Genomic DNA, 9,919 nt, shown 5'->3' with positions numbered 1-9,919 from the left:
GATAACTACGCCCCGAGGGATTTTCACCCTAGATATGTGGCATGCCCGCCACACAGAAAAAAGCTCTCTAACAGAAAGCTTCTTCTCTATCTTATGCATAGTAAAGCTGAAGATCATGTTCTGCGAATGCCTTACATACGTCTTTTGCTGGTTGTTGATTCGTAATCACTCCAGTAAAGTCTTCCAATTCCGCATAGGTATAATTTCCTAACTGGGTGAATTTCTCTTCCTCACACATCATATAGGAATTGCGGCTGCGCTTAATGATCGCCTTCTTCATCATACCATCGTTTGCCATATAAGTCATTACCGCATTCTCATGTACGTCCACACCAACAACCCCCATGAATGCTTTATCAAAGCGAAAATTTTTCACCATCTCCATAGCCAGGCTACCAATGAAACCATCCCTGCCATAATCCAATTCACCGCCAATGAAAATGACGCTCATATCACTTTTTACCAGAAGGTTCATAACATCCAACATGTTCGTCACAATAGTTATTTTCTTCGTTCCATTATTCAATAATTTCGCAAGCTCTATATTAACTGTAGAAATATCTAAAAAAATGATATCGCCATCCTGGATCATCGACATAGCTTTTTCTGCAATCCGCTGCTTTTCTGCAGTATGCACATGTTTGCGCTGTGCCGCAATCTTGCGATGCACATTTTCTTTTACCATGACTGCCCCGCCATAGGCTTTTTTTAGTTGCCCTTTTTCTTCTAATGCTGTTAAGTCCTTACGAATCAGATCTTCACTTACTTGAAACCGTTCGCTTAGTTCTTTTACACGCACTTTTCCTTTTTCATGCAACTCTTCTAAGATGAGTGATTGACGTTCCTCTACAAACATGATATCACCTGGTATATTGTAATGACTCCTCGCCGAAGTCATGTTTAACAATACCTATTTCCTTTCTGGTAGTTTCCTTTTCTATCAGCATTATACCATGATTTATAAGAAATAATACGAATTAACGTGATAAACTAATAAAAAGCAGGAAAAGAAAATGCTATCCTAAAAAAGAATAGCACTTGTTTATTTGACGATGACATCATTGCCATTTATCTGTTCCTGTTGTTTAGCCTCATCACTGGCAATATCCAAAATTTGTTCACCATTTCTTCCATACCGGCGTACGATGCGTTTATAGTATAAGATTGTATAAAAGTTTGCAATCGCATCCAGAATCAATAAAAAGCTGAAACAATTATGTAAGAGTTTATCCTCCATGTTCACTAAGATCAAAACCATACCAATGAGCAAAGGTGCAATAGCAAATCCTAAGTTCACCTTCCATTGTGCATCTTGCAGGCGGAATAAATTCATGGAATATTGTAAACGCAACGTACTGTCTAAGACAACCAAACCACTTAATACGATAGGATAATTATCTACGATCACACTTGGCTTACATGCGACTATCACACCGGCCAATAAATACAAGACGCCGAATGAAAAACTGAATTCATTTGGCTTTAAATAATCTTTCTTAAAGAAATACACCAGTATTTGAAACAACCCGACAAGGGCGACAATGATACCGGCAATCATAAAGAAATTTAAATACTGTTCCTTTGAAATACTGTAGGATAAGACAGAAAATATCAGATAAAAGATTGATAACACTAATAATTTCCAATTTTCAATTTTAAAATTCATAGAACTTCCTCCATTTTCTATTTAGTTTGGCTGCTTTTTGGTTTTCCACAAGGAAAGATAATCGCATAGAAAGAATAACACCGGGATAAAGACGAAGAAAAGAGCAAATATCACAAAGTTTGAAGGCAATGCCAGACTTTTCATCGTATACATGATGATGGTCCCAAAGATTTTGTTACCTTTTTCATAGAAATGCGCCTCTTTCTATCCTTGGCATTATTATATCACATTCTCATGTTTATGATATTTTTATTCAGACACTATTCAATTCACTATGCGATTAAGAAAAAATTAATGCCTCTATGTTGCATAGACAAAAAAGAAACTGCGCTTACAGTTTCTCGATTGGTTTACGTTCTGCCTTTAAATTATGTGTCTTTTGGCTTCTTTTTGCCAATTCTTCATTCACTTCTTCTAAGGTGATATCCTGATCGACCATCAATACTAACAGATGATACAATAAATCACTAAGTTCATTGATCTTATCTTCTTTTTGTTGCGCAAGCGTCGCAATGATTACCTCACTGCACTCCTCACCAACCTTTTTCAGAATTTTTTCAGTTCCCTTGTTAAATAAATAGCTGGTATAAGACCCTTCTTCTCCATGCGCTTTACGCTCTTTTATGGTTTCATATAAGACATCTAACTCTTTCATAGCTCTTCTCCTTCTACATTCCGATAAAAACAGCTGTAATGACCGGTATGACAAGCTGCCCCTGTCTGTTCTACAAGTAACAGCAATGTATCGTTGTCACAATCCACACGAATATCTTTCACATGTTGGTAATGTCCGCTGGTTTCACCTTTTAGCCATAATTCCTGACGGGAGCGACTCCAATACGTAGCAAAACCGCTTGCTATTGTTTTTTGCAAACTTTCTTCATTCATATAGGCCAGCATCAACACTTCTTTAGTCGTAACATCCTGTACGATGACCGGTACTAAGCCATTGCCTTTCGCAAAATCAATCTCTATCATAAACGCACCGCAATTCCTCTCTCTTTTAGATAACGCTTGACCTGAGGCACACTCACTTCACCATAATGAAACATGCTGGCAGCCAATGCGGCATCTGCGGCATCTTCATCAAAAACTTCAGCAAAATGCTGTAAGCTGCCACAACCACCGGATGCAATCACCGGAACATCAACGATATCCCGAACCGCCTTACACAGCGCTATATCAAAGCCCTGCTTTGTACCATCGGCATCCATACTGGTTAATAAAATTTCCCCTGCTCCCAATTCTACTGCCTGCTTGACCCATGTTAAAAGATCCAAGCCGGTATCTACTCGACCGCCATTGACATATACATTCCAGCCACTACCATCTTGGCGTTTCTTTCCATCAACCGCTAAGACGATACACTGATTGCCGAAAATGGCAGCTCCCTCCTGAATCAGCTTGGGATTCTTCACGGCTGCTGAATTCAAAGAAACTTTATCAGCACCTGCTAATAACATCTTACGAATATCCTCAACACTGCGAATACCGCCGCCAACCGTGAAGGGAATAAAAATAGCACTGGCGACTTTTTCTACCACTTGCACCATAGTATCACGCTGTTCATGGGTCGCAGTAATATCAAGAAATACTAATTCATCCGCACCTTGTTCATAATAGGATTTTGCTAATTCTACAGGATCACCGACTTCCTTTAATCCAACAAAATTAATGCCCTTTACCACACGGCCATCCTTGACATCCAAACAGGGGATGATACGTTTTGTATGCATAGCTATTCCTCCTTACAAAGGGTTAATGCCTCTGGTAGTGATAAGGTTTTGGCATACATCGCCTTTCCGGTGATGGCACCATATATACCCAATTCTTTTAAGGCCTGAATATGGGTGATATCTTTGATTCCTCCAGAGGCAATGACGTTAATAGAAACACTTTCCTTTAACTTCTTTAACATTTCCAGATTAGGTCCCATCATGGTTCCATCCTTGGCAATATCGGTTACAATAATCGTTTTTACTCCTAACGCTTGCATTTCTTTCGCAAATGTCAGGTAGTAAAGCTTTGATTCACTTAACCATCCTCTGCCGCATACATAACCATCACGACAGTCAATACCAACCGCAATATGTGTTTGATAGCGCTTAATGGCTTGTTTTAGGAAAGTGCGATCTTCAATAGCAGCAGTACCTAAAATAACGCGCTCTACACCATGCTCCAAATAATATGCCACATCCTCCATGCTGCGAATACCACCGCCGACTTCTACCGGGATATGCAAGGAAGCAGCGACCTCACAAATCGGTTGCTGATTACACTTTTCTCCCTTCTTAGCACCATCTAAATCCACCATATGCAAGTATTGGGCACCTTCTTTTTCAAAGGCTTTTGCGAGATCTAAAATATTGTTTCCGACCTGTTCCTGCTTGTTATAATCCCCTTGATACAAGCGCACAGGCTTTTGTTCAATGATATCAATTGCTGGTAAAATGATCATGCAAATTCCTCCTTGAACCAACGTAATATGTTCAATCCATCTTCTCCGCTTTTTTCCGGGTGAAACTGTGCTCCTAAGATATTATCTTTACGTACAAGTCCCGGTATCTTTAAGCTGCCATAGCTGGAATATCCTAAGATATCTTCAGGGCGATAGTTCTGTGCATAATAGGAATGCACGTAATAAACAAAAGGAGCTTGACTCAGCTTATCGAAAACGGAAGCCTTTTGCATTGGTTCTAACAGATTCCAGCCGATATGTGGAATCTTTACATTCGAATCTTGCATTTTTACGATACTGCCTTGTAAAAAGCCTAAACCTTTTGTGTACGTACCTTCATAACTATCTTCAAACAACGCCTGCATACCAAGGCAGATTCCCAATAATGGTTTCTTTTTCTGCAGCACTTCTTCTTGTAGTACAGGCAATAAGCCTAATTCTTCTAAATGTTTCATACAATCGGGAAAAGCTCCCACACCCGGTAAAACCAATTTATCTGCTTGTTGTATTTGGGCTGCTTGATTGGTAATGATGCAGGCAGCGTTCAAATGATGCAAAGCGTTTTCTACACTATGCAAATTGCCCATGCCATAATCAATGATGGCAATCATTCTAACATCCCCTTTGTACTAGGCAAAGCATCCCCTATGACCTGTGTAGCTTGCCCTAATGCGCGTCCTAAGGCTTTAAAGATCGCTTCTACCTTATGATGATCATTGGTTCCATAGAAAACATTCACATGTAAGGTAATTCCTGCCTGAAACGCAAAAGCACGTAAGAATTCTTCAACCATTTCACATGAGAAAGTGCCAATCGTATCGCGTTTTAATTCACAATGGTATACCAGATAACTGCGGCCGCTGATATCCAAGCTAACATTCGCCAAGGTTTCATCCATGGGCAGATTCATAGAGCCATAGCGTGCTATTCCTCGTTTATCTTTTAGTGCCTGCTTTACACAGCTGCCTAAGATGATACCGCAATCTTCAACGGTATGGTGATCACATACTTCTAAATCTCCTTTTGCTTGCATGGTAATATCAAAACCAGAGTGAAACGCAAGCAATGTCAACATATGATCAAAGAAGCCAATACCGGTGGCAATAGCAGCCTGTCCACTGCCATCCAAGTTGACCTTACATTGAATGTTTGTTTCTTTTGTTGTCCGTACTTCTTCAGCCAATCTCATAGGTATCCTCCTTATCAAATGCCACTAGCAAATCTTTTATGCATGCATTTTCTTCTTTACTGCCAATGGTGATACGAAAACTATCATCATTCGCATAATTTCGTATTACGATGCCATGTTCTTGCAAACGTTTTAACATTGCCTGTTTGCGCTGACTGCGGCCATATAAATAATTGGCCTGTGAAGGATAAAAGGTGATAGTTTGCAGATTTGCTAATGCTTGATAGAGCTTATCACGTTCTTCACAAATCGATTGTATCAATGGTTGATATCGTGAAGCATGGCGCAATACAACCGCCCCTATCTTCTGATCAACGCTTGATATATTATAAGGCACAATATGTGGCCGCAAGGTTTGCATCATCGCTTTATTACCAATCAAAAAGCCTAAGCGCACACCAGCTAAGCCATAGGCCTTGGATAATGTACGAGTTACATACAGATTGGTATAATTGCTTGTTTCCTTAAGCATGCTGTCACGTGCAAATTCCGCATATGCTTCATCGATGACAACCGGTATACAAGGGAAAGCATCGACGATCTTTAACAGTTCATGATTGGACAAGGCATGTCCGCTGGGATTGTTAGGATTTGAAAATAAGATCATATCCACGCGCTGTTCACGCCCTTGTTCAATGAAAGCATCGACATCAAAACGACCATCCGCATCAGTCACAAACTTGACTACCTGCGTTTCTTGCATGCCGGCATAATAATCATACATGGAGAAATCCGGTTGTAAGGTATATAGTTTCTTATCTTTCCCCAGGAAATACTGAATCAGAAACCCAAGCATTTCATCACTGCCATTACCAGCCAATATACAAGCAGCATCCAGTTCCATAACTTTGCCATACGCTTCAATCAGCTCTTTGCTTGTTTCATCCGGATAGCGATGAAAGGAAAGTTTGCTGAGTTCATGTAACACTTCCTTACGCAATGCTTCATCAAGATCACAATACAATTCATTTGCATTCAACATGATCTTGCCATTCTCTTTAGGAGGTGCATAGGTTTCTACCTGTTTCATTTCTTCAACCTCACCTTCACGGCATTGGCATGCGCATCCAGATCTTCCTGTTGTGCCATACAAATAATATTATCGCCATATGCCTGAATAGCTTCTTCACTATATTGTAAATAACTGCTCTTCTTAATAAAACTATCTACCCCTAAGGCACTTGAGAAGCGAGCGGTACCACTGGTAGGCAAGACATGATTGGTACCACCGTAATAATCTCCAACACTTTCACAAGTGTAATAGCCTAAGAACACACTGCCGGCATGACGCACTTCATGAAGCAGTTGCATGGGCTGCTTTACCATTAGCTCTAAATGTTCCGGGGCGATGGCATTGGCAATTTCCACACATGCAGATAAGCTTGCACAACAAATCGCTGTACCATAATTTTTTAAGGATTGCTCAACAATTTCGCGTTTCGGCAAGACAGCAGTTTGCTTGGCTAACTCTTTATTCACATTTTCCAATAGTTTTGAAGATGTTGTCACTAAGATTGCACTGGCCATTGGATCATGCTCTGCCTGAGATAACAAATCAGCTGCTACATAAGCTGGATTAGCATCCACATCCGCAATGACTAAGATTTCACTAGGACCGGCAATCATATCAATATCCACTTTGCCATAAACTAGTTTTTTAGCTGCTGCCACAAAGATATTACCGGGGCCAACAATTTTATCCACTTTTGCGATGGTTTCTGTTCCATAAGCTAATGCGGCAATGCCCTGAGCACCGCCAACCTTATAGATTTCTGTTACTCCTGCTAATTTTGCGGCTGCGGCAATATTAGGATGTAAAGTTCCCATCTTGGATGGTGGTGTAATCATGACAATTCGCTTTACTCCGGCAATACGTGCGGGAATGGCGTTCATTAAAACGCTAGAAGGATATTGCGCCCGGCCTCCGGGAACATAGATGCCCACACTATCCAGAGGCAAGACACGCTGTCCCAAATAAATGCCCTTAGCTTTTTCAAGCAGATAGCCATGCTGCTTCTGTGCATTGTGGAAATATTCAATATTCGCTTTTGCCTGCCTCATGCTTTCCACAAATTTTGGATCTGCTTGGGCAGCCGCTTCATTGATTTCTTCTTCCCTTACTCTGTAATCTTCTAAATCAATGCCATCAAACTGTTTGGTATAACGCCTGATGGCCGCATCTTTTTCCTTTTTCACCGCATGTAATATTTCCGTAACCTTTAAGATTACTTCCGTGCTAATATCCTCACTGCGGCTATCTAAGTATTCTCGTAATTTTTCGTGATCGTTTGGATCAATTTGTCGTAACATCATTCTCACCCAAGCTTTCTTTTAAATCCTCTAATACTTGTGAAATTTCTTTTCGCTTTAATTTAAAGCTAGCTTTATTCACAATCACTCTGGCACTGATTTCACATACCGTATCAAATACCACAAGTCCATTTTCTTTTAACGTCGTACCGGTTTCCATAATATCGACAATACCATCGCAGAGTCCTAAAAGCGGTGCCAATTCCACACTGCCATCAATCTTAATCAGTTCCACATCCATGCCCTTCGCTAAGAAATATTTCTTTGCGATATTAGGATATTTGGTGCCGATCTTGACATGTCCAACTTTATCAAAAGGACTTTTTCCTTGTAATCCGGCAACGATAAACTTACATTTTCCGATTCCCAGATCCAGCATTTCATAATAATCCTTATCGCCTTCTAACAGCGTATCTTTCCCAACTACGCCAATATCTGCAACGCCATGCTGAACATACGTGATACAATCATTTGCTTTCACAAGGAAATACTGCACATCTTTTTGCGAATCCTGAAAAACCAGCTGTCTGCCTTTATTTTTCACACTTTCTATCCCATAACCGCTTTTTTCCAACAGTTTGATGGTTTCTTTCTCTAATCTTCCTTTGGTTAATGCAATCGCAATGCTCATCGTACATCCTCCTTAATCACACAGACATCCTCATACGCCTCATCCTGCAACAATTCCACGATATGGTCCTTGCGCAGTTCTTTCGCCTTTTGCAAAGCTTTTACTTTTGCCTTCATTGGATAACATAACCTAACACTTGGCTGCTTCGTCGCTACTTTTTCCAAGACCGGTAATACATAATCTAATTTTACGGAAAAGCCAATTGCCGGCATCGGACTGCCGAATTTTTCTGCCAAGGTGTCATAACGTCCTCCGCTTAAAACACTGGTTCCAATGCCTTCCACAAAGCCTTCAAATAATAAACCGCTGTAATAATTCAAATGTGGTACTTTACCTAAATCAAAGGTAATATGTTTTTCATAACCTAATTCTTTTAATTGATCATATAACTCCTTCAAACCGGCAATGATGGCTCTAAGCTTGGGATGAAAACAATAAGGCAATGCTTCTTTTAACACCTCTACATCCCCACACAACCATGGCAGCTGTAGAAAGAAAGTCTGTACTTCCTCACTCAGCGCTAAAGATTCTAAAAAAGAACTCAATTCACTCATGCTTTTACGATCAATCAAATCAGCCAGTGTTTTTATATCTTCTTCATCTAAATGTAAATCGCTGCATGCGCTATGGAAAAAATTGATATTGCCTAATTCTAAGGTATATGCATCTTGTTTCAGTTTCTCCATGACTTCACATGCACAAACAAGAATTTCCAGATCACTTTCTTCGGCACTCTGTCCCAACAATTCAATACCACAATCGGTTACTTCATTGCGCTTACCGGCAAAAGACTCCTTTACTTTATAAACGTTCGCGCAATACTGAAAACGAAACGGCGGCTTTTGATCCTTAAAACGCGTTGTGGCAACACGAACGATCGGTACGGTCATATCCATGCGAAGTGTTAAAATACGACCATTATGATCAAAGAATTTATACATCGACTCATCTTTTACGTTATCAAATCCAACCTGATATGTTTGGTAAAATTCAATAGATGGAGTAATGATTTCTTTATAGCCGTAACTATCAAATACAGCCTCGATTTCCTTCTGCAATGCTTTTTTTACACTGCATTCACCTAAAATCAAATCTCTTGTCCCTTCTGGTATGGCAAATTTTTTCATGTTTGTTCCTCCCTTGCTATCTTTCTATCCGTATGCATCTAGATGGGGATAGCATGCATCGCTTTATACAAAAAAAGCTTTCATCCAAAGGACGAAAGTTACCTTACGTGTTTCCACCTTAGTTCATTGATGCCTCACAGCACCAACCTCTTCGAGTACCAACATACTCTAGCACGATAACGGGTGCAGGGTCATTTCCGATTTCAGCTACTGAAGTTCCCTGAAACTGCTCCAAGATGTGTTCGTGAATAGTTATGCATATCTTTCTTCCACCAATGAAAGACTCTCTGTCATGTTCCCTAAACCTACTATTTCTTTTCGACGCATTCATATTCTATATCTATCTTACTTCCAAGGAATGTAAATGTCAATCATTATTTTGAAATATTTTCATTTAATCTATGAAATTAATTTACATACTGTATTCCATTTACTTCCTTTACCTCCCCTTTAAACCATAAAATGATGTTTCTACGAATGGAACTTATATTATGAATATCCTTCGATCATATAGAAATTCCAATGGTACCCATGCTAT

At 39.9% G+C, this 9,919-nt stretch carries 12 protein-coding genes and 1 other annotated feature; all 12 genes read right to left on the bottom strand.

Translation table 11 applies throughout. The features are described from left to right. Positions 1-91: 91 nt before the first annotated feature. Positions 92-856, bottom strand: a complete 765-nt coding sequence (locus tag LI241_RS06625; RefSeq protein WP_017144583.1) for a DeoR/GlpR family DNA-binding transcription regulator — start codon at positions 854-856, stop codon at positions 92-94. A gap of 186 nt (positions 857-1,042) precedes the next feature. Next, the gene (locus tag LI241_RS06620; protein ID WP_008689606.1) at positions 1,043-1,666 is read right to left on the bottom strand and encodes a DUF308 domain-containing protein; all 624 of its coding nucleotides are present in this window, start codon (positions 1,664-1,666) and stop codon (positions 1,043-1,045) included. 331 nt (positions 1,667-1,997) lie between these two features. Then, positions 1,998-2,321 (bottom strand): phosphoribosyl-ATP diphosphatase, encoded by a 324-nt coding sequence (hisE, locus tag LI241_RS06615; RefSeq protein ID WP_008689607.1) that lies wholly within the window; start codon positions 2,319-2,321, stop codon positions 1,998-2,000. Beyond that, positions 2,318-2,644 carry a phosphoribosyl-AMP cyclohydrolase gene (gene hisI, locus LI241_RS06610; RefSeq protein WP_008689608.1) on the bottom strand — a complete coding sequence of 109 codons (327 nt, stop codon included), beginning with the start codon at positions 2,642-2,644 and terminating at the stop codon, positions 2,318-2,320. The genes hisE and hisI overlap by 4 nt, the downstream gene beginning before the upstream one ends. Then, positions 2,641-3,402, bottom strand: a complete 762-nt coding sequence (gene hisF / locus LI241_RS06605) for an imidazole glycerol phosphate synthase subunit HisF (RefSeq protein ID WP_008689609.1) — start codon at positions 3,400-3,402, stop codon at positions 2,641-2,643. Before hisF ends, hisI begins: the two co-directional genes overlap by 4 nt. 2 nt (positions 3,403-3,404) lie before the next feature. Further along, on the bottom strand, positions 3,405-4,124 hold the full coding sequence (hisA, locus tag LI241_RS06600; protein WP_008689610.1) for a 1-(5-phosphoribosyl)-5-[(5-phosphoribosylamino)methylideneamino]imidazole-4-carboxamide isomerase: 720 nt from the start codon (positions 4,122-4,124) through the stop codon (positions 3,405-3,407). After that, complete coding sequence (hisH, locus tag LI241_RS06595; RefSeq protein ID WP_008689611.1) at positions 4,121-4,735, bottom strand: imidazole glycerol phosphate synthase subunit HisH; 615 nt, start codon at positions 4,733-4,735, stop codon at positions 4,121-4,123. Before hisH ends, hisA begins: the two co-directional genes overlap by 4 nt. Beyond that, positions 4,732-5,313, bottom strand: a complete 582-nt coding sequence (gene hisB, locus LI241_RS06590; protein WP_008689612.1) for an imidazoleglycerol-phosphate dehydratase HisB — start codon at positions 5,311-5,313, stop codon at positions 4,732-4,734. Before hisB ends, hisH begins: the two co-directional genes overlap by 4 nt. Further along, positions 5,300-6,343, bottom strand: a complete 1,044-nt coding sequence (locus LI241_RS06585) for a histidinol-phosphate transaminase (protein ID WP_008689613.1) — start codon at positions 6,341-6,343, stop codon at positions 5,300-5,302. The genes hisB and LI241_RS06585 overlap by 14 nt, the downstream gene beginning before the upstream one ends. Continuing rightward, positions 6,340-7,623 (bottom strand): histidinol dehydrogenase, encoded by a 1,284-nt coding sequence (gene hisD, locus LI241_RS06580; RefSeq protein WP_008689614.1) that lies wholly within the window; start codon positions 7,621-7,623, stop codon positions 6,340-6,342. Before hisD ends, LI241_RS06585 begins: the two co-directional genes overlap by 4 nt. Then, entirely contained in the window at positions 7,607-8,254 is a 648-nt protein-coding gene (gene hisG, locus LI241_RS06575; RefSeq protein ID WP_008689615.1) for an ATP phosphoribosyltransferase, read from the bottom strand. Before hisG ends, hisD begins: the two co-directional genes overlap by 17 nt. Continuing rightward, the gene (hisZ, locus tag LI241_RS06570) at positions 8,251-9,381 is read right to left on the bottom strand and encodes an ATP phosphoribosyltransferase regulatory subunit (protein ID WP_008689617.1); all 1,131 of its coding nucleotides are present in this window, start codon (positions 9,379-9,381) and stop codon (positions 8,251-8,253) included. The genes hisG and hisZ overlap by 4 nt, the downstream gene beginning before the upstream one ends. An 84-nt stretch (positions 9,382-9,465) precedes the next feature. Then, positions 9,466-9,712, bottom strand: a binding site (T-box leader). Between the last annotated feature and the right edge of the window lie 207 nt (positions 9,713-9,919).

The sequence above is a fragment of the Longicatena sp. 210702-DFI.1.196 genome (assembly GCF_020563125.1).
Taxonomy (GTDB): Bacteria; Bacillota_I; Bacilli_A; order Erysipelotrichales; family Erysipelotrichaceae; genus Longicatena; species Longicatena caecimuris.
The sequence above is the reverse complement of the archived record's forward strand: the minus strand, read 5'-3'. Positions and strand labels throughout refer to the sequence as shown.